Annotated in this window: 19 protein-coding genes; 11 read left to right on the forward strand and 8 right to left on the reverse strand. The window is 74.4% G+C overall.

Annotated elements, in window-relative coordinates:
- The first annotated feature begins 30 nt into the window (after positions 1 to 30).
- Positions 31 to 1989 (forward strand): putative bifunctional diguanylate cyclase/phosphodiesterase, encoded by a 1959-nt coding sequence (locus tag ABT369_RS22430; RefSeq protein ID WP_350614545.1) that lies wholly within the window; start codon positions 31 to 33, stop codon positions 1987 to 1989.
- Here the strand turns inward: ABT369_RS22430 and ABT369_RS22435 are convergent.
- Entirely contained in the window at positions 1986 to 3293 is a 1308-nt protein-coding gene (locus ABT369_RS22435) for a hypothetical protein (protein WP_350614546.1), read from the reverse strand. The genes ABT369_RS22430 and ABT369_RS22435 overlap by 4 nt on opposite strands.
- A 28-nt stretch (positions 3294 to 3321) precedes the next feature.
- On the opposite strand from ABT369_RS22435, the gene ABT369_RS22440 reads away from it, so the two are divergent.
- From ABT369_RS22440 to ABT369_RS22455, 4 genes are all read left to right on the forward strand, one after another.
- Positions 3322 to 3534 carry a hypothetical protein gene (locus ABT369_RS22440; RefSeq protein ID WP_350614778.1) on the forward strand — a complete coding sequence of 71 codons (213 nt, stop codon included), beginning with the start codon at positions 3322 to 3324 and terminating at the stop codon, positions 3532 to 3534.
- On the forward strand, positions 3431 to 4132 hold the full coding sequence (locus ABT369_RS22445) for a phosphotransferase (protein ID WP_350614547.1): 702 nt from the start codon (positions 3431 to 3433) through the stop codon (positions 4130 to 4132). Before ABT369_RS22440 ends, ABT369_RS22445 begins: the two co-directional genes overlap by 104 nt.
- 10 nt (positions 4133 to 4142) lie before the next feature.
- Positions 4143 to 4976 (forward strand): TIGR03619 family F420-dependent LLM class oxidoreductase, encoded by an 834-nt coding sequence (locus tag ABT369_RS22450; RefSeq protein ID WP_350614549.1) that lies wholly within the window; start codon positions 4143 to 4145, stop codon positions 4974 to 4976.
- Between the two features lie 79 nt (positions 4977 to 5055).
- On the forward strand, positions 5056 to 5478 hold the full coding sequence (locus tag ABT369_RS22455) for a TIGR03668 family PPOX class F420-dependent oxidoreductase (protein WP_350614551.1): 423 nt from the start codon (positions 5056 to 5058) through the stop codon (positions 5476 to 5478).
- Here the strand turns inward: ABT369_RS22455 and ABT369_RS22460 are convergent.
- Positions 5438 to 5953 carry an ATP-binding protein gene (locus ABT369_RS22460; protein WP_350614553.1) on the reverse strand — a complete coding sequence of 172 codons (516 nt, stop codon included), beginning with the start codon at positions 5951 to 5953 and terminating at the stop codon, positions 5438 to 5440. The genes ABT369_RS22455 and ABT369_RS22460 overlap by 41 nt on opposite strands.
- A gap of 245 nt (positions 5954 to 6198) precedes the next feature.
- On the opposite strand from ABT369_RS22460, the gene ABT369_RS22465 reads away from it, so the two are divergent.
- The 3 genes from ABT369_RS22465 to ABT369_RS22475 are packed head-to-tail and all read left to right on the forward strand — an operon-like array spanning position 6199 to position 8174.
- Positions 6199 to 6471 carry a hypothetical protein gene (locus ABT369_RS22465; protein WP_350614554.1) on the forward strand — a complete coding sequence of 91 codons (273 nt, stop codon included), beginning with the start codon at positions 6199 to 6201 and terminating at the stop codon, positions 6469 to 6471.
- 10 nt (positions 6472 to 6481) lie between these two features.
- Positions 6482 to 7249, forward strand: coding sequence for a dienelactone hydrolase family protein (locus ABT369_RS22470; RefSeq protein ID WP_350614556.1), 768 nt, complete (start codon positions 6482 to 6484; stop codon positions 7247 to 7249).
- The gene (locus ABT369_RS22475) at positions 7239 to 8174 is read left to right on the forward strand and encodes a cation diffusion facilitator family transporter (RefSeq protein WP_350614557.1); all 936 of its coding nucleotides are present in this window, start codon (positions 7239 to 7241) and stop codon (positions 8172 to 8174) included. The genes ABT369_RS22470 and ABT369_RS22475 overlap by 11 nt, the downstream gene beginning before the upstream one ends.
- Here ABT369_RS22475 and ABT369_RS22480 read toward each other — a convergent pair.
- Positions 8171 to 9427: a PKD domain containing protein gene (locus ABT369_RS22480; protein WP_350614559.1), complete on the reverse strand. Its 1257-nt coding sequence runs from the start codon at positions 9425 to 9427 to the stop codon at positions 8171 to 8173. The genes ABT369_RS22475 and ABT369_RS22480 overlap by 4 nt on opposite strands.
- A gap of 252 nt (positions 9428 to 9679) precedes the next feature.
- Here ABT369_RS22480 and ABT369_RS22485 point away from each other — a divergent pair, with 252 nt between their 5' ends.
- A complete protein-coding gene (locus ABT369_RS22485; RefSeq protein ID WP_350614560.1) occupies positions 9680 to 11128 on the forward strand; it encodes an MFS transporter in 1449 nt (482 codons plus the stop codon).
- Positions 11129 to 11160: 32 nt separating this feature from the next.
- On the opposite strand, the gene ABT369_RS22490 is transcribed toward ABT369_RS22485, so the two are convergent.
- From ABT369_RS22490 to ABT369_RS22500, 3 genes are all read right to left on the reverse strand, one after another.
- A complete protein-coding gene (locus ABT369_RS22490; RefSeq protein ID WP_350614561.1) occupies positions 11161 to 11832 on the reverse strand; it encodes a hypothetical protein in 672 nt (223 codons plus the stop codon).
- A gap of 50 nt (positions 11833 to 11882) precedes the next feature.
- On the reverse strand, positions 11883 to 13190 hold the full coding sequence (locus tag ABT369_RS22495; protein WP_350614562.1) for a condensation domain-containing protein: 1308 nt from the start codon (positions 13188 to 13190) through the stop codon (positions 11883 to 11885).
- Between the two features lie 186 nt (positions 13191 to 13376).
- Positions 13377 to 14384, reverse strand: coding sequence for a polysaccharide deacetylase family protein (locus ABT369_RS22500; RefSeq protein WP_350614564.1), 1008 nt, complete (start codon positions 14382 to 14384; stop codon positions 13377 to 13379).
- Positions 14385 to 14448: 64 nt separating this feature from the next.
- Between ABT369_RS22500 and ABT369_RS22505 the strand changes: the two genes are divergently transcribed.
- Positions 14449 to 14616: a hypothetical protein gene (locus ABT369_RS22505; protein ID WP_350614566.1), complete on the forward strand. Its 168-nt coding sequence runs from the start codon at positions 14449 to 14451 to the stop codon at positions 14614 to 14616.
- An 11-nt stretch (positions 14617 to 14627) separates the two neighbouring features.
- Positions 14628 to 15653, forward strand: coding sequence for a LacI family DNA-binding transcriptional regulator (locus tag ABT369_RS22510; protein ID WP_350614567.1), 1026 nt, complete (start codon positions 14628 to 14630; stop codon positions 15651 to 15653).
- Positions 15654 to 15738: 85 nt separating this feature from the next.
- Here the strand turns inward: ABT369_RS22510 and ABT369_RS22515 are convergent, their stop codons facing one another.
- Together ABT369_RS22515 and ABT369_RS22520 are read right to left on the reverse strand one after the other, a co-directional pair.
- Positions 15739 to 18219: an FtsX-like permease family protein gene (locus ABT369_RS22515; RefSeq protein ID WP_350614568.1), complete on the reverse strand. Its 2481-nt coding sequence runs from the start codon at positions 18217 to 18219 to the stop codon at positions 15739 to 15741.
- A 2-nt stretch (positions 18220 to 18221) separates the two neighbouring features.
- Positions 18222 to 18986 (reverse strand): ABC transporter ATP-binding protein, encoded by a 765-nt coding sequence (locus ABT369_RS22520; protein WP_350614570.1) that lies wholly within the window; start codon positions 18984 to 18986, stop codon positions 18222 to 18224.
- Positions 18987 to 19012 lie beyond the last annotated feature (26 nt).

Raw genomic sequence — 19012 nt, forward strand, 5'->3', positions numbered from 1 at the left:
GTTGCCACACAGGACAGGGAGGGAGGCCGGATGCACGCGTCATCGCGCCCGCACCGGATGCGGCGGGCGACCGCGACCGGTCTCACCCTCGTCGTGATCGCCCTCGCCGTGCTCAGCGTCGCCGGCGTCATGCGGACCCGCCGCGCCGCCGACACCGTGACCCGGGCCACCGCGCTCGCCGCCGCCTACGAGCGCGCCCACGACGCCGTCGCCGAGGAGAAGCTCGCCGAGCAGCACTACCGCCTTGAGCCCGGGCCGGACGTGCGCGCCGGGCACGCCGCGGCCGCCGCCGCCCTCGCCGCCGCGCTGCGCGACGTCGACCGCCTCGGCGGCGCGACCGACCGGGCGCTCACCGCGCGGGTCCGGGCGCTGCAGGACGAGTACCTGGCCTCGATGAACAGCCTCTTCGCCGCGGTCGACGCCGGGGACGCCGCGCTCGTGAAGCGCATCGACCAGAACCTGACCGACCCGGTGTTCGACCAGCTCACCGGCGACGTGCGGGCCGCGAACATCGCCCACGCCACCGAGGCCGCCGACGCCGTCACCGACCTGCGCCACACCGAGTCGATCGTGTTCACCACCACGACGCTGGGCTTCGCGGCCGGGCTCGTGCTCATCACCGGCTTCGCGCTCGCCGCCGCCGGCTACCAGCGCCGGCTGCTGCGCCAGGCCGCCGCGAACGAGCACCAGGCGCTGCACGACGCCCTCACCGGGCTGCCGAACCGCATCCTGTTCAACCGGCGGGCCGACGCCGCGCTCGCCGACCCGGACGCGCCCGTCGCCGTGCTCATGCTCGACCTGGACCGGTTCAAGGAGGTCAACGACACGCTCGGCCACCAGTACGGCGACGACCTCCTGCGCCAGGTCGCCGCCCGCTGTACCGCCGCGCTGCGCCCCGGCGACCTGGTCGCGCGCCTGTCGGGCGACGAGTTCGCGGTCCTGCTGCCCGGCACCCGCACCGCCGAGGCGGCCGGGCTCGCCGCGGCCCTGCAGCAGCAGTTGCACCGCAGCTTCGTGCTCGGCGACGTGACCGTCGACGTCGAGGCGAGCATCGGCGTGGCCGGCGCTCCCGACGACGGGCACTCCGCCGACGCCCTGCTGCGCTGCGCCGACATCGCGATGTACGCCGCGAAGGAGGCCAAGAACGGCGTCGCCGTCTACCGGTCCAGCATGCACACCGACGACAGCAGCCGCCTGCTGCTGCTCGGCGACCTGCGCCGTGCTCTGGAGGCCGGCGACCAGCTGACCCTGCACTACCAGCCGAAGGTGCGCCTCGACGACCACGGGCTCAGCGGCGTGGAGGCCCTGGTGCGCTGGCAGCACCCGACCCGCGGCGCGATCCCGCCGGCGGAGTTCATCCCCGTGGCCGAGACGACCGGATTGATCAACCGCCTGACGCTGTACGTCCTGAGGCTCGCCCTGACCCAGGAGCGCGCCTGGCTCGACGCCGGCCTGTCCATCCCCGTCGCCGTGAACCTCTCGCCCCGCTGCCTGCTCGACGCCGAGCTGGTGCGGCACGTGACCGGCCTGCTCGACGAGTTCGGCGTGCCGGCCCGGCTGCTGCGGCTGGAGGTCACCGAGTCGGCCGTCATGGCCAACCCCGTCCAGGCCACCGCGACCCTCACCGAGCTGCACGACCTCGGCATCCACCTGTCGATCGACGACTACGGCACCGGCTACTCCTCGATGGCCTACCTCAAGCAGCTGCCCGTCGACGAGCTCAAGGTCGACCGCACCTTCGTGCAGCACATGGACATCGACCAGGACGACGCCATCCTGGTCCGGGGCGCGATCGAGCTCGGCCACAACCTGGGCATGACCGTCGTCGCCGAGGGCGTCGAGGGCACCGCGCACGCGGCCGCGCTGCTCGAGCTCGGCTGCGACATCGCCCAGGGCTACCACTACGCCCGCCCGATGCCCGGCGCCGACGTGGCCGCCTGGCTGCGCACCCACACGGCCACGACCGCGATGCGCGAGGCCGCCTTCTAGAAGAGCTCCGCCTCGAGGTCGGCCGGGCACTGCCACAGCGCCTGCGGCAGCCGCACGTTGCTCGCCGACCAGATCATGCTCAGCCGCGCCGTGCCGTCGCGCAGGTCGAGGCCCACCATGGGCTTGGACTGCTGGTTCATGCCCTTGAGCCCGAAGAGCGCGATCGGCTCGCCCGTCGGCCGGCGCACCGCCCGGCGCTCGTCCTGGTGCACCTCGTACGCGGCCGCGAGCCGCCACGGCGCGCAGCGCTGCAGCTGCTCGAAGAGCCGCTTCACCCAGGTCTCGGTGTGCCGGGCGAAGCCGTAGGTGATCGGATAGCCGGACAGCAGCGCCGTCAGCTCCTCGTCCAGCTCGACCCCGCACCGGGCCAGGGCCTCGGCGGGCGCGTGCCGGTCGAGCAGGCTCACGACGGGGCGGGCGCTTCCGGCGTCGGGCAGCTGCCACCGTACCGCCGCCGGAGCGTCGGCGTGCGTCGCGCTCCACAGCCACGGGAGCCGGTCCCAGCGGTGGTCCTGGTTCGCGCCGATGAGCCCCTCGACCCCGACGGCGAGCGCGTCCCCGTCGGCCCGCACGGCGAGCCAGGGCGCCCGTCTGCTCAGCACGGAGCCGTCGCCGGCGAGGGCGACGACGGCGCTGCGGACGTACTTGCCGCTGCGGTCCCGCGGGAAGTTGAACGCGAGCCGGGCGTCGTCGAGCCCGGCCAGGTGCTCCGCGAGCGCCGCCGGCACCTCGCCGGCGGCGGGCCGGCGCACCCTCGGCGCCGCGGCGGCGGTCCGGCGCGCGGCGGCCGTCCGCGCGCGCATGGCCCGGCGGCGCTCCGGGGCCGGCTTCGGCGGGGTGGCGCGGAGCATGTCGCGGTACCCGTGCCAGAGCCGCACCGCGTCGACCACGGCCTCCTCGTCGCGCACGAGCTGCCGCGGCGCCCAGACCGACTCCGTCCCCGGCGCGTCCCCGAACCCGTCGAGCAGCGTCACCTCGAACACCACGTCGTCCGAGGCCGCGAGATCGTGCTCGATGTCGACGTCCCGCGTCCACATGTGCCCGTCGGCGGAGAGCCCGCCCTCACCCGGCGGCACGAGCCGCCGCGCGGCCACGACGGTGACCTGCATCCGGCCCGTGTTGTGCGGCTCGCCGACGACGAGGCCGGTCAGGTTCGCGGGCACCCGCCCGTAGAAGTCGTAGGTCGGGGTGAGCGGGCCGAACGCGGGCTCGATGCCGACCTCGCGCAACCGGGCCGCCACCCCCGCGAGCTCCGCGCGGCGGCGCTGTTCGTGCCGGTCGGGGGCCTCTGCCACGCGCGTCATCCTGCCACAGTCCCGATAGTGTGTCGTGGTGGGTGATCTCGGCGGGTGGCTGGCCGCGGCGCTGGGCGGGGAGCGGGTCGTGGCCCGGCGGGAGCTCACTGGAGGCTGCAGCGGCGCGGCGCCCTCGTCCACGAGCCGTGACAGCAGCGCCGCAGCGTCGGCGTGGGCCGCGACCACCTCCGCGACGGGCACCACCCCGGCGAGCGCGGCGTCCTTCGCGCACGCGTCGACGCCCTCGTAACGCCGCAGCACGTGTCGCCGCCCGCGCGCCGCTGGACGGGTTCGCGGCGGGGGAGACCCTCGCCCGCATCGGGTCCGTGCGCTTCCCGGCGCCCGGGTTCTTCGCGGACGCCGCGCTCGAGCCGGCCGGGCCCGAACCCACGAGCGGCCTGGACGCGTGGGTCGAGCGGTGCCTGCGCGAGGGCAACGCGGCCGGGCACCTGAGCGCGGACGAGCGTGGGCGGCTGCTGCGCTACGCCGAGCGCGTCACCCCCGACCTGACCGCCCTCGCGGGCGCGCGTCACCTGGTGCACGGCGACTACAACCCGAAGAACCTCGTCGCCGGCCCGGGCGGCGGGGTGGCGGCGGTGCTCGACTGGGAGTTCGCCTTCAGCAGCACCCCGCTCTTCGACGTCGCCAACATGCTGCGCGAGCCGCGCCCGCCGGGCTTCGCCGACGCGTTCGTGACGGGCTTCACAGCGGGCGGCGGCGAGCTGCCCGGGGACTGGCGCCACCTGTGCCGGGCCCTGGACCTCTTCTCCCTCGCCGACCTGCTCACCCGCCCGCCCGGGCACCGCTACTTCGCCAAGGCGATCCGGCACGTCAAGCGTCTGCTGTAGCAATGGTGGTATGGACTTCGGAGTCGGCTACTTCCCCACGCACAACGCCATGGCGCCCGGGGCGCTCGCCCGGCTGGTCGAGGAGCGCGGGCACTCGGCGCTGTTCTTCGCCGAGCACACCCACATCCCGGCCGCCCGCGAGACGCCCGCCCAGGACGGGCAGGAGCTGCCGCAGCGGTACTGGCACACCTACGACCTCTTCGTCGCGCTGACCGCCGCCGCGGCCGCCACCAGCCGGCTGCGGGTCGGCAGCGGCATCTGCCTCGTGATCGAGCGCGACCCCATCATCACCGCGAAGGAGGTCGCGTCGGTCGACCAGCTCTCCGGGGGCCGCTTCGAGTTCGGCGTCGGCGCCGGGTGGAACCGCGAGGAGATGCGCAACCACGGCACCGACCCGCGGGTGCGGATGGGCGTGCTGCGCGAGCGGGTCGAGGCGATGCAGGCCATCTGGCGCGAGGACGAGGCGACGTACCACGGCAAGTACGTGAACTTCGACCGCATCTGGTCCTACCCGAAGCCCGTCCAGCGGCCCCACCCGCCGGTCCTCGTCGGCGGCACCGGCCCGGGCGTGCTGGACCGGGTCCTCGCCTTCGGCGACGCGTGGTTCCCGAACTACGAGGAGGGCATCTTCGAGCGCATCGCCGAGCTGCGCTCGCGAGCGGAGCGGCCGATCGGCGTGCAGGTGCTCTCGGCGCCGAACGACCCGGCCGTGCTGCAACGGCTCCACGAGGCCGGCGTGCAGCGCGCGAGCCGCTGGATCCCCTCGGGGCCGCGGTCCACGGTGGAGCGTGCCCTGGACGAGTGGGAGCACGCCATCGCGGTGTTCGCCGGTGAGGGCGCATGACCGGTCCGGAGCGAAGCGGAGGGGCCGGTCATCATGGGCTCAGTTCTGGGTCGTGCGGCCGGAGCGAAGCGGAGGGCGCATGACCGAGCTCGCGGCGACGGAGGCGCGCCGGAGGTTCGCCGAGGCCAGGGTCGCGCACCTGGCGACCGCGTCGCCGGACGGTCACCCGCACGTGGTGCCGATCGTCTTCGCCCTGGACGCCGACACCATCTACCACGGCGTGGACGCCAAGCCCAAGCGGCACCTGCGGCTGCGCCGCCTGGCGAACCTGGCCGCGAACCCGCGGGCCGCGGTGCTGGCCGACCACTACGAGGACGACTGGTCCGCGCTGTGGTGGGTGCGCGCCGACGGCTCGGCCCGCGACGTCGACCCGGACGGCGCCGAGGGCCGGATGGCCCTGGACCGCCTCGGCGCCCGCTATCCGCACTTCGAGCTGCGCGGCGGGCTGGTGGCGGTGGACGTCACCCGCTGGACGGGCTGGGCCGCGTCGGAGTCCGCGTGACCGGGTAGGCGCACCACGAAGCGGGTCCCCTCGGGCTGCGGCACCAGGCGGATCGTGCCGCGGTGCCGGTCGATGACGGCCTGGCCCGGCTCAGGGCCGGGCCCAGCCCGGCGCCGCGGATGCCGCGGTCGCGGGTCCGCGTCGAGCGGTAGAAGCGGGTGAAGACCCGGTCGCGCTCGTCCTCGGGGATGCCGAGCCCGGCGTCGGCGACGGTCAGCTCGACGCTCGCCGCGGCCGGGGACGTGAGCGACTCGGACAGCACCCGCAGCAGCTCGGGCCCGGCCTCGGCCGCGCTCTGCGCGCCCGCCAGCACCCCGGCGACGCCGAGCTCGGCCTCGCGGAAGCGCTCGGCCCGGCGGCGCTCGGTGACGTCGTGCACGGCGATGACGGCACCGGTGCGGGTGCCGTCGTCGCCGGCGGTGATCGGCTCGGCGTCGGCGGACAGGACGCAGGCCCGCTCGCCGGGGCGGGACACGGTCAGCTCCAGGCCGCGCAGCCGCTCGCCGGAAAGCGCCCGGCGCAGGGGGCCGGTGGCCGGTGGCCGCGAGGCCGTCGGCGCCGCACCCGCCGCAGAGGCGGCGAAGGGCCTCGTTCGTGAACACCAGCCGCCCGTCGGCGTCGCAGGCCGCGACCCCGGTGCGCAGGCTCTTCAGGAGGGCGTCGAGGACGCGGTGCCGGCGGTCGGCGTCCTCGCGGGCCCGGCGCTCGGAGACGAAGGACATGCACGCCGCCTACGGCTTCCCGATCCGCGACCCCGGCGGCGACGCGGTCGGCGTGTGCGCCGTGCTGGACCGCCGGCCCCGCCCGTGGACGGCCGCCGAGCTGCCCGCCGCGCGGATCGGGGCGTCCGGCGGGACCCGGTGGTCGAGCTCCGCGTCGGTGACGGCGCGTGCTCCTGCATGCGGCCTCCTCGCGCTCACGATATCCGGAAAGCGGCAGGTCAACGCCCGGATTGCGCACGCCTGCCAGAAGCGGTTCACACGGCGTCGGTAGAGTGCCGATCATGACCGACTTCTCCGGGGACCACCGGCGGCTCATCGACACCGTTGCGGCGCCCGACGGCGCCCGGCTCGAGGGGGCGGCGGTGACGTACGACCACGACGGCCGGCCCATGGAGGGCTACGCGGTGCACGACGCCGCCGTCGCCGGCCCGAAGCCCGCGGTGCTGATCGTGCACGACTGGACCGGCCTGCGCGAATACCCCAAGGCCCGCGCCCACATGCTCGCCCGGCTCGGCTACTTCGCGTTCTGCGCCGACGTCTACGGCACCGGGCGCCGGTTCGAGGGCCACGAGGAGGCCGGCGCCGAGGCCGGCAAGTACTACGGCGACCTGCCGCTGCTGCGCGCCCGGGTCCGGGCCGCCTACGACGTGCTCGCCGCGGACCCGAACGTCGACCCCGACCGGATCGCCGTCATCGGCTACTGCTTCGGCGGCTCCGCGGCCCTGGAGTTCGCCCGCACCGGCGCGCCGGTGCGCGGCACGGTGTCGTTCCACGGCGCCCTCATCGCCCACGAGCCCGCCGACGTCGCCGCGATCGCCGGCCCGCTGCTGGTGCTCACCGGCGGCGCCGATGCCGTCGTGCCGGACGCGGCGGTGGCGAAGTTCCAGGACGAGCTGCGCACCCGCGGCGACCTCGACTGGCAGGTGACCACCTACGCCGGCGCCGAGCACGGGTTCACGCTGCCCGGCGAGGCGTACCACGCGGCCGCGGACCGCCGCAGCTGGCGCGAGCTCGAGGCGTTCCTCGGCGAGGTGCTCGATGGCGGCTGAGGGCGGCAGTACGCGCGCCGTCGTCACGGCCCTCGCCGCGAACCTCGGCATCGCGGTGGCCAAGGGCGTCGGCGCGCTCATCACCGGCTCGTCGTCGATGCTGGCCGAGGCCGTGCACTCCCTCGCCGACACGACCAACCAGGCGCTGCTGCTCGTCGGGGGCCGCCGCTCGCGCCGGGCCGCGGACGAGCAGCACCCGTTCGGGTACGCGCGGGAGCGGTACATCTACGCCTTCATAGTGTCCATCGTGCTGTTCACGCTCGGCGGGCTGTTCGCGCTGTACGAGGGCTACCACAAGATCCTGCACCCGAAGGACCTCGAGTCCCCGCTCGTCGCCGTGATCATCCTCGTGATCGCGATCGGGCTGGAGGGCTACGCCCTGATCACCGCGGCGAAGGCGGCGAACGAGAGCCGCGGCAGCCGCACCTGGTGGCAGTTCATCCGCCACGCCAAGGCCCCGGAGCTGCCCACGATCCTGCTGGAGGACGCCGGGGCGGTCACCGGCCTGGTGGTGGCGCTGCTCGGCGTCGGGCTGTCGGTGCTGACCGGCAACGCGGTCTTCGACGGCATCGGCACGCTCGTCATCGGCCTGCTGCTCGTGGCGATCGCGTGGATCCTGGCCATGGAGACCAAGAGCCTGCTCGTCGGCGAGGCCGCGTCGAAGGCTCACATCGCGAAGATCCGTGAGTCGCTGCTCGGCGAGCCGCTCTTCGACCGGGTGGTGCACCTGCGCACCATGCACCTCGGCCCGGACGAGCTGCTCGTCGCGGTGAAGGTGACGGTCCCCGAGGGTACCGTCGCCGAGGAGATCAGCCAGGCGACGAACAGCGCCGAGGCCCGCATCCGGGCGGCCGTGCCGATCGCCACCCTGATCTTCGTCGAGCCCGACATCTACCGGCCGAGCCAGCCGATCGAGCCGAGCTAGAGCATCGGGAGCAGGCCGATGCGGCCGTGGTACTCCCCGCCGATCCGGTCCGTGTCCGAGCCGACCAGCAGCCCGGCCGGGCACGTGACCAGGACGCCGACGCCGACGCCGCGGCTGTGCGAGGGGTTCCACGGCAGCGCGGCCCCGGTCGCGGGGTCCAGCGCGGCGATCCCGGAGCGCTCGACCGCGCCGGGCCCCTTGGACTTGTGCCCCTTCGGGTTGTCCATCCACTGCATGTGCCCGCCGACGTAGACGGCCGCGTCGGTCACGGCCACCGACCACAGCGTGTTCCCGCCGGTCCGGTTCACCCACACCGGCTGGTGGTTGCCGCTGCCGGCGACGTCGAAGCGGGCCGCGCTGTCGCACATCCGGGTCGGGCCGGACATGCCCCCGGTCGCGCTCACCACGATCCAGGTGCCGTCGGGCGCGAAGTCGACGCCGCGCAGATAGGAGTCGTACAGCGTGTTGCACCGCCCCGTGTAGGCGTCCGTCGACCAGCCGGAGACGGCCGGCGCGGCCCCGGCGTCGGCGACGACGAGCTGGGTGCGCTTCTGCCCGGCCGCGGAGTCGAACGCGCCCACCGCCGCCACCCGGGCGCCGTCGGCGCTGACCGCGACCTCCTCGACCTTCACCAGGCCCCGGTCGCGGCGGGCCAGCCGCAGGTCGAACGCGGCGTCGGTGGTCCCGGTCGCGGCGTCCACGCGGGCGAGCGCGACCCGGGGCAGGCCGCCGAGCTGGGTGAAACTGCCGCCGATGTACAGCCATGACCCCGCCGTCGCCAGGGTGCGGATCTGGCCCTTGCCGGCGGTCGCGGCGAACCCGGGCACCGTCGCGCCGGTGACCGCGTTCACCTCGGCCAGCCCGGTGCGCGGCTGCCCGTTGACCTTCGCGAACCGCCCCGCGACGAACACGCCGACGCCGTCGGGGGCCGGGGCGAGCGCGGTGACCGGCCCGTCCACCGTGGCGCTCGCATCGAGGATGCGTCCGGTGCCCAGCTCGAAGGCGAACAGATACCGCCGCTTGTACTTCACGCCGCTCGCCGAGTCCGCGACCTGCGTGAAGTCGCCCCCGACCACGACGGTGCCCCCGACCACGGCCATGGCGCTGACGGTGCCGTCGAGCACGTTCGGCGTCCACGCGACCGGCTTCTCGCTCACCACCCCGTGCTGGGCGACGCCCGCGGTCGCGGACCCGGCACCGGCCAGGACGAGCAGCAGGACGGCTACGGCGAACAGGCGGCGCTTGGTGGACACGGACCTTCAACGACCCGCCGCGGAACTCGGTCACGGCGGCATGCAACCGTGCGGGGTCGGTCGTTCATCTCAGGCTGTCGGACGGACGTCGGCGCGCGGCTCACGCTCCCCTCGACGACAGCGCGGCCCGATCGGCGCGCTTGTGACCGCGGTCTCAGTCCACGCGGCGGTCACCTCGTGGCAACACGCTCGTGGCAGGCTCTGCCTCCTGGCCGATCGGGCCACATTCCCCGTGCTTGGAGCCCCACCCCCATGACCCAGATCCAGGAGTCCGCCGTCGAGGCGCCGCCCGCGCAGGTCCGCGCCGCGTGGACCCGGCGGCAGCTCGTCGTCGTGCTCGTCATCGGCACCGCGGCGCTCATGGTGTCGCTGACCCAGTCGCTGCTGGTCCCGGTCCTGTCGGAGCTCGCCGTCGACCTGCGGGCGGGCGGGGACGGGGTGGCCTGGCTGCTCACCTCGACCCTGCTCGTCGGTGCGGTCGCGGTGCCCGCCTTCGGCCGCCTCGGCGACCTGTTCGGCACCCGCCGGATGCTCCTGGTGACCATCGGGGCCCTGGTCGTGGGCTCGCTGATCTGCGCCCTGGCGAACAATCTCACCGTCATGATCATCGGACGGTCGGTCGTGGGCCTCGCCGTTGCCGCCGTACCGCTGAGCATCAGCCTCATCGGCGTCACCCTGCCCCGGGAGCACGCGCCCGCGGGCATCGCGCTGATCAGCGCCATGCTCGGCGTCGGCGGCGCGCTCGGCCTGCCGCTGGCCGGGCTCATCGCCCAGTACGCCGACTACCACGTGCTGTTCTGGATCTGCGTCGCCGGCGGCATCCTGACCGTGCCGGGCATCGTCCTGCTCGTCCGTGAGCCGGCCCGGGTCGCCAAGGGCCGCATGGACCTGGTCGGCACCGCCCTGCTCGGCGCCGCGATGCTCGCCCTGCTGCTGCCGCTGGCCCAGGGCTCGTCGTGGGGCTGGACGAGCCCGTGGACCATCGGCCTGCTCGCCGCCGCCGTGGTACTGCTGGCGGTCTTCATCGCCGTGGAGCTGCGCCGCGCGTCCCCGCTCGTCGACGTGCGCACCACCGCCCGCCCGTCGCTGCTGCTGACCAACATCGCCTCGCTGTGCGTCGGCTTCGCCCTGTTCGCCACGCTGATCGGCACCGCCTCCTACGTGCAGGCCCCGGCGGCGACCGGCTACGGCTTCGGCCAGTCCGTCCTGGCCGGCGGGCTGTGCATGCTGCCGGGCGGCATCGCGATGCTGCTGCTGTCGCCGTTCTCGGCCCGCCTGCGCCCGCGCACCGCCCTCATCATCGGCTCGCTCATCATCGCCGCGGGCTTCGCGACCCGCATGGTCCTGGTCGACTCCCTGTGGCAGGTCGTGCTGGGCGCCACCATCTCGGGCGCGGGCACCGGCATCGCCTACGCGGCGATGCCGGGCCTCATCATCCACGCCGCCCCGCGCTCGGAGCTGGCCGCCGCGAACGGCCTGAACGCCCTCTTCCGCAGCGTCGGCAGCTCCCTGGCGAGCGCCATCGGCGGGGCGATCCTGGCGGCGCAGACGATCACGCTGGCCGGCCACGCCCTGCCGTCGCTGGCGGGCTACCGGACCCTGTTCGCCATCTGCGCGGGCGCCGCGGTGCTGGCCGCCCTGCTGGCGGTGTTCATCCCGAGGCACGCGGCCACCGCGGACGCGGCCCTGCCCGAGGACTGAGCCGTCACGCCCCGGCCGTCACGCCCCGCAGCCTAGAACGGGATCGCGGTCAGCCAGTCGCCGGCGCGCAGGGGGCGGTAGCCGAGCGGGGCCAGGGTGCGCATGACGGCGGGCATGTGCGCGGCGCCGTACACCACGGCGACCTCGATGTCCTCGGCCGCGCGGCGCTCGTGGATGCCGGCCAGGTCCGCGGTCAGGAGCCGGTCGCGCTCGACGAGTATGGCGCGGTTGAACAGCGGCACCCGCACCTCGGAGTCGTCGCTCACCTCGAGGTTGCGGGCCAGCAGCCAGGCACGGCCGCCGACGGCCATGCTGACGGTCAGGGCCGGCACCAGCAGGGCCAGGTCGAGCCAGCCCAGCAGCGGCACGCGGTCGCGGCGCCCGCGCAGGAGCAAGCCGTCCGGCCAGACGACCGGCACCCCGAGCGCGGCGTAGTCGATGTTCTGGTGCACGAGCCCGCGGGCCTGGCACTGGCGGGTCAGGCGCATCGCGGTGACGTACGCCAGGCCGGTGGAGCTGGGCCCGTCGTACGTCTCCGCGACGATGAGCTGGGACCGCGCGATCCGCTCGGTGATGCGCCGGTAGTACTCCGGCCGTCCCATGTGGATGGTCGGGACGAGCACGAACCGCAGGGGCGTGTGCCGGTGCCGCAGCACCACGACCGCCGACCGTACGCCCAGCACGCTCACCTCGGTGATCTGCATGAGCGCCTCCCCGTGACGTGACCCCAGGGTAGGAAGGCGGCGCCGGGGTGTCAGGCCTCGACGGCAAACCTTTCCGCTTCCTTGAGCAGGCGGCGCGCGTCGGGCAGGGCGAGGTACCGCGTGTCGACCTCCATGATCAGGCTGACCGCGTCCGGGGAGTCCTCGACGTGGAACATGAGCTTCGGGCCCAGGAACGCGGCCGGCTCCTCGCGCAGCTGCGTGCGGGCCAGGGCCGCCCGCGGGTCCTCGGCGCCGGGCGGCGGGGCGGCGCTCGTGCGGCGGTCGTTGTAGAGCACCCGCAGGTCGACGCGGGCGCCGCGGGCGCGGCCGACGCGCTCCTCCAGGGCCTCGCGGTCGGCCGGGTCGTAGTAGGCGTACTTCGAGGCGCTCATCGACGCCGTCCGGGCCCGTGCGATCGCCTCCTCCGCGCTCGCCCCGGTGACGTCGAGCACGCACAGGCCGTCCTGGGTCAGCGGGCTCACCACCTCGCGCAGGGAGGGCCGGAACCGGTTGCCGATGATGCCGAGCGCCACGAACGGGCTGCGGCCGACGCGGTGCAGGCCGGTCGCGAGCGCGGCCAGCAGGACCCAGGCCGGGTCGGCGCCGAGGCGGGCGGCGAGCCGGGCCGAGGCCAGGTGCAGCGCGGGGGAGCGCCAGTGCAGGCGGCAGAACGTCGGGTCGCCGTTGTCGGCGGCGTCCCCCAGCACGCTGAGCGGGACGGCGCGCAGGTGGTTCTCCCAGTACCGCATCGCCGCCGCCGTGTGCCGGCGCATCCCCGCCTCCCGTTGCGCCCGGGCCAGGTCCAGCGGCGACGGGGCGGTGTGCGGGCCGGGGTCGGCGGCGGCCAGGTCGCGCATCATGACCTCGACGCCGCCGAGGTCCGCGGCGATGTGACACATGAGGGCGACCACGTGCGTGACGACGCCCCGGTGCCGGACCACGCCCATGCGCAGCGGCCACTCGGAGTCGTAGTCGAACTTGCGCTCCCGCCACCGCGCCGCGAGCGCCTCGGCGACCGCGGCCGGATCCTCGCCGGGGTCCTCGCCCTCGTGGATCTCCAGCGCCGTCTCGCCCTCGGCGAAGATCTCCTGGGTGACGGTACCGTCGCCGCCGAACCGCAGCAGCGTGCGCATCGACGGGTAGCGGCACATGTGGAAGCGCAGCTCGTGCACGAAGTCCTCGACGGTGCGCCCGTCGGTGACCGCGACGACGCCGCCCATCGGCAGCGACGAGCCGATGTCGACCATCGCCTCCCAGACCTGCTGCTGCCCCCACGCCAACGGCCCGGTCCCGGCTCCGCGCCCCTCGAACGGCACGACGATGCGTTCCACCAGCACGGTGCGCTCCTGTCTGTTCACCCCCCGTTCCGACATCCGTCGCCCTGAATGCTGACACCACGCGATTCCCTTGCACGATCAGCCGTTCGGCTTAGTTCGTCACTTGAAATATCTCCCGATCCCCGGATATGGGTCCTTCCGGACAGACCCGCTCGGCCCGGAGGTGCGGTGGCGCGGCGGGGTGATGCCGCGCCACCGCCCCGGGCGCTAGGTGCTACACGAGACCGTCGGCCAGGTCCAGTTGCCGTTGGTCATGATGGTCACGCCGAACGTGTTGCCGGCGCCGTTCGGTCTGCCCACCATCACCTGAGAGCTGGTCCAGGTCGCGTTCACGTTCCACGTCGCGCTGATCTTCGCGGGGCTCGGCACAGTCATGGTCACCGTCCACGCGTTGGTGCCCGAGACCGTCACGTTGAGGTTGTACCGGTCGCTCCACTGCTGGCCGGCCGAGAGGGTCGCCGTACAGCTGCCGCCCTGTGGAGGTGGCGTCGTGCCCCCGCCGCCGGGCGGAGTGCCGCCGCCGTCCGGGGCCACCGCGCGGCCCGTCTGCGGGGAGATCATGCCCGCGCACAGGTTCCGGCTCGCCAGGCCCTGCGCGATGCGCGGGATCGCGGCCAGGGTGTTGCCCGGCCACTCGTGCATGAGGATGATCTGGCCGTTGGTGAGGCGGGCGTTCGCGGCGACGATGGCGTCGACGCTCGCGCCGTTCCAGTCCTGCGAGTCGACGTCCCAGATGATCTGGGTCAGCCCGTACTTCGCCTCGACCGCCTGCAGCGTCCCGTTCGTCTCGCCGTAGGGCGGGCGGAACAGCCGCGGGGTGCCGCCGCCCGCGTTCGCGATCGCCTGCTGGGTGCGGGAGATCTCCGAGTCGATCTGGGCCTGGCTCTGCTGGATCAGGTGCGGATGGGTGTAGCTGTGGTTGCCGACCCACATGCCCGCGGTGACCTGGGCGCGGACCTGGGCCGGGTACGCGGCGGCGTACTGGCCCTCGTTGAACATCGTGGCCCGCAGCCCGTTCTGGCGCAGGGCGTTGAGGATCGCGGGCGTGTGGTCGTTGGACGGGCCGTCGTCGAAGGTCAGCCCGACGTACCCGTTGCAGGTGGCGGCCCTCGCCGGGGCGGCCCCGACGACGCCGGTGGCGAACGTGGCGGCCGCGGCGAGCGCGAGGGCGCCGATCAGGAGACGGCGGGTGCCGTTGTTGGTGCGTCTGTTCATGTGCGCGCTTTCCTCCTCAACAGGGCAGCGAGCCGTGACCCGGTGGGGCGGCCGGGTTTGACGGATGTCGATGGCGCAAGTATTGGGCGGCCCGTTCGGCGGTGTCAACGATTTCCGGAAGCGCCTGAGCCGGTTCAGCTGCCGTGACGTGCTGCTCCCCGCCTCCGGGCACCTGAAAGTTCCGGAATTGGTTCCGAAAACGGCGGCGTGCGAAAATATCGAAAACCGTTGAAGGGGATGCGCGTGTCAGTCGAGGACGCAGGCCGGGTCACCATCACCGCGATCGCGCGCGAGGCCGGCGTGTCGGTGCCCACGGTGTCCCGGGTGCTCAACGGGCGCTCCGACGTGTCGCCCCAGACGCGCGAGCGGGTCGAGGCGATCCTGCGCGAGCACGGGTACCGTCGCCGGACCGCTCGCAACAAGCCCGCCGCGAACCTCATCGACCTCGTCTTCAACGACCTCGACAGCCCCTGGGCGGTCGAGATCATCCGCGGCGTCGAGGAAGTCGCCCACGCCACCGGCATCGGCACCGTGGTCTCGGCGATCCACGACAAGCCAGCCTCGGCCCGGCAGTGGCTGCAGAACCTGCGCGCCCGCGCGACGGACGGCGTCATCTTCGTGACGTCGGACGTGACCCCGCCGCTGCACGCGGAGCTGCGCCGCCTCGACATCCCGCTGGCCGTCATCGACCCGGCGGGCGTGCCGACCATCGACGTGCCGACCGTGGGCGCGACGAACTGGGCCGGCGGCCTGCGTGCGACCGAGCACCTGCTGTCCCTGGGCCACCGGCGCATCGGCTTCATCGCGGGCCCGAAGCGCCTGCTGTGCAGCCGCGCCCGGCTGGACGGCTACGGCGCCGCCCTGGCCGCGGCCGGCCTCGACACCGACCCGGCCCTGATCCAGCAGGGCGACTTCTACCACGAGTCGGGCTGCTCGGGCGCCGAGGCCCTGCTGTCGCTGCCGGAGCCGCCGACGGCGATCTTTGCCTCGAGCGACCAGATGGCCTTCGGCGCGTACGAGGCCGTGCGGCGCCGCGGCCTGCGCGTGCCGGACGACGTGTCGGTGGTGGGCTTCGACGACCTGCCGGAGAGCCGCTGGACGTCGCCGCCGCTGACGACGGTGCGGCAGCCCCTGGCCGAGATGGGTCTGCTGGCCGCGCGTACGGTGCTGCGCATGGCCCACGGCGAGACGATCGAGACCCCGCGGGTGGAGCTGGCGACGGAACTGGTCGTCCGCGACAGCTCAGCCCCACCCCGGCCGGTAGCGTGATGGTGCAATTACGTTCCGTTATTCGATTTCTATCGATGTGTTAGGGTGAATCAATCAGAACAGGCACCCTCTGGACCCACGTGGCCTACTCGCGCTGACCAATGTTCTCCATCAGTGGCGCTCGCAGCAGCCGGCCGATCGGCACGATGGTGGTGACAAGCGCCAGCACGGCGGTGCCGCCCAGCACCAGCGCCCACCCCAGCGGAGGCACATACGGCAGCAGGCTCCCCGTGAGCGCCTTGACCACGGCGATCAGCGTCACCGCGGCGATCGCGACTCCGAGCAGGAGCGCGGTGCCCAGCAGCCCGACCTGCTCGGCCCGCACCATCCGCGCCGCCTGCCGGCGGGTCACCCCGACCAGCCGCAGCAGCGCGAGCTCCCGCCGCCGGGACAGCGCCGCCATGACCATCACGTTCGCCGCCGCCAGCGCCGCGTAGCCGACCATCACCCCGATCAGCAGCCGGTTCAGCCACGCGCTGACGGCGAGGTCGTTGCCGACGCGGGCGGTGAGCTCCGAGGCGGCGGTGACCCGGCCGCCCGGGTAGCGGGCCGCGATCCGCGCGAGCGCGGCGTCGACGTCCGCACTCGCGGGGGCCGGGGCGCCCGAAACCCCGGGATCGGTGCGGACCAGGATCGCCTCGTCGGTCGCCGCCGCCGTGTGGCCCGCCACCGTCGCGCGGGACAGGGTGAAGTCGCCGAAGCCCAGGCCGCGGTCGTACACCGCCGCCACCGTCAGCGTCACCGGCGTCCCGTCGCCGAGGCGGATCTCCGCGCGCGAGCCCGCGTGCCAGCCGTGCGTGCCCGCGCGCATCGACGACACCGCCATCGTGTCCGCGGCCAGGGCGTCCAGGCGGCCCTCCGTCACGTGCAGGTCCACGGTCCCGGCCAGGCCCGCCGGGTCGACGACCTGCGCCGGCGCCGTGTCCAGCTCGCCCATCAGGGTCACGAGAACGTTCGTGTGCGAAAGACCCGTCGCCGCCCGCACGCCCGGAAGCCGGCGGACCTCGTCGGCCGCGGACGCCGGCAGGCCGCCGGGCGCCACCAGGGCGCGATCCGCGCGCAGGCCCGCCGCCGACTGCGACACCGTCCCGCGTTCCAGATTGTCCTGGACGAACCAGACGGACCCGCCGAAACCGACCGCCAGCACCAGCGCCGTCACGACCGCCGCCGAGCCGCGGGCGTTCGCGCGCAGGTTCGCCACCGCCAGGCGGCCCGGGGCCGTGCGGAACACGTGCGACCACACGCGCGCGGCGAACGTGTTGATCCACGGCGCCAGCAGGGCCACGGCCGCGGTGAACAGGTAGAGCATGCCCGTCGCCGCCGCCAGCGCCGTCTGGCCGCTCGCGGCCACGGTGAAGGAGCTCGACGTCGCCGCGCCGGCCAGGACCACCACGCCCGAGACCAGCCGCGCCCGGCCGCCGCGCGCCGGCTCCACCGCCGCCTCGCCCAGGGCCTCCGTCGGGCGCACCCGCGTGATGCGGCGGCCGGCCAGCAGCGCGGCCAGCACCGCCGACACCACCGTCAGCAGCGCCACCGCGCCCGCCGCGACCAGCCCCGGCGACATCGGGAACGACGCCGGGACGAAGCCGCGCGACACCAGCGAACCGTGCACCCACCGCGCCGCCAGCAGACCCGCCGGAATGCCCAGCACCGCGGCCCCCGCGCTCACCCACGCCGCCTCGGCCACCAGCAGGCGGCGGGCCTGGCCCGGCGTCGCGGCGATCGCGCGCAACAGGGCCAGCTCGCGGCGGCGGTGGCGCACCGACAGCCCGACGGTGCCGGCGACCACGAAGACCACCAGCAGCACGACATAGCCGCCGAAGCTGGCGCCGGCCAGGATCAGCAGGTCGCGGGCCGCCCCGTCCGCCGACCGCAGCGCGCGGCCGCGGTCCTCGCCCGCGTACACCCGCAGGTCCGGGCCGGCCAGCTTCGCGACCGCGGCCAGGGACGGGGTGCCGAACACGGCGATCGCGCCCGGCCGCGGCGACAGGGCGGACGCCCGCGCGTCGGTCAGGAACACCGCCGGGGCCGGGCCCGTGGCCACGCCGCTCACCCGGAACCGGAGCGGGTCGCCGCCCACCACGACGTCCACAGTGGACCCCGGGGTCAGGCCGAGCCGGGCGTCGGCCACGATCTCGTCGTCGCTCCCCGGTGGATTTCCTTGTTGCAAGGTGTACGGCGAGAGCCCCGCACTTTCCCACCCGTGCCCCTCGACGAATCCGCCCGCGACGAACACCGGCACGGTCACGTCGACGACGACGCGATCGACCGAGGGCAGCGTGCGGATCCGCTCGGCCAGCGAGACCGGCACCGTCCCGCCCTCCGGCAGGGCGATCGTGCTGGTCTGCGGGGAGCCGTCGAGGTCGCGGGACGAGACGGTCACGTCGGGCCGGGCGACGATGATGTCGGCCGCGGCGTACCGGCCCGCCGGGGGCACATAGCGCACGCCCGACTCGACCAGGACACCCATCGCCGTCAGGATCATCGCCCCGGCCACGAGCGCGAGCAGGGTCGCGACCGCCGAGCCGGGGCGGTGGCGCAGCATGCGGAAGGCCAACCGGCGCATGGCTAGGACCCCCGCACCATCGAGCGGCGGTCCAGGGACGCCAGCAGCGACGCGATCTGCGTGACGCCCGGCTGGGGCTGGTCCCGCACGATGCGGCCGTCGGCGAGGACGAGCACGCGGTCGGCATAGGAGGCGGCGACCGGGTCGTGGGTCACCATCACCACGGTCTGGCCGTGCTCGTCGACGATGCCGCGCAGCAGCGCCAGCACGTCGGCGGCGGTGTTCGTGTCCAGTGCGCCGGTCGGCTCGTCGCAGAAGACCACGTCGGGGCGGCTCGCCAGGGCGCGGGCGATCGCCACCCGCTGCTGCTGGCCGCCGGAGAGCTGGGCCGGGCGGTGACCGAGCCGCTCGCCGAGGCCGACCCGGGCCACCACGTGCGCGAGCCACGCCGGGTCGGGCCGGGTGCCGGCCATGCGCAGCGGGAGCTCGATGTTCTCGGCCACGCTCAGCGCGGCGATGAGGTTGAAGGCCTGGAAGACGAAGCCGATCCGGCCCCGCCGCAGCTCGGTCAGCCGCGTCTCGGACAGCCGCGACAGCTCGGTGTCGCCGATGAAGACCCGGCCCGACGTCGGCCGGTCCAGCCCCGCGGCGGTCTGCAGCAGGGTGCTCTTGCCCGAGCCCGAGGGGCCCATGACCGCGGTGAACGTGCCGCGGGCGAACGTGGCGTCGACGCCGGCCAGCGCGTGCACGGCCTGCGCGCCGGAGCCGTACGTGCGGGTCAGCGCCTCCACGCGCACCGCCGCCGCGGCTGCTGTCGTGACGGACATCGTCTCGTGTCCCTTCGTGTCGTCGA

The sequence above is a fragment of the Dactylosporangium sp. NPDC000244 genome, assembly GCF_040300725.1.
Taxonomy (GTDB): domain Bacteria; phylum Actinomycetota; class Actinomycetes; order Mycobacteriales; family Micromonosporaceae; genus Dactylosporangium.